The sequence below is a fragment of the Mesorhizobium sp. GbtcB19 genome, from assembly GCF_019091085.1.
Classification (GTDB): Bacteria; Pseudomonadota; Alphaproteobacteria; order Rhizobiales; family Rhizobiaceae; genus Mesorhizobium.
Genome location: NZ_JAGXJY010000437.1, coordinates 1 through 243, shown reverse-complemented (window position 1 = coordinate 243; position 243 = coordinate 1). Strand labels below are relative to the sequence as shown.

The 243-nt window shown below is 67.5% G+C and carries 1 pseudogene; it reads left to right on the top strand.

Annotation, left to right across the window (positions count from 1 at the left end):
- Positions 1–135: pseudogene (locus tag KVT37_RS33665) on the top strand (pyridoxine 5'-phosphate synthase); the annotation flags it as partial.
- Between the last annotated feature and the right edge of the window lie 108 nt (positions 136–243).

Below are 243 nucleotides of genomic sequence, written 5' to 3'. Positions count from 1 at the left end.
CAGAACCTGCCGGCACTGGCCAAACGCAACCCGGCATTGGCCGAAGTATCGATCGGACAGGGGTTGACAGCGGATGCGCTGGAGAAGGGCTGGGCCGGCACGGGGGGCGGGTTCTTGAAGGCTTGTGGATGGTAGGGCGCTTTGGGTAGCTTCGGCAGTCCCGGTGCTTCCCGCGCTTGGGGGGGCCCTGGGCCCCGGGGGAATCCGGTGAAATGGGGTTCAGGTGGCTAGCCACCACCGCCG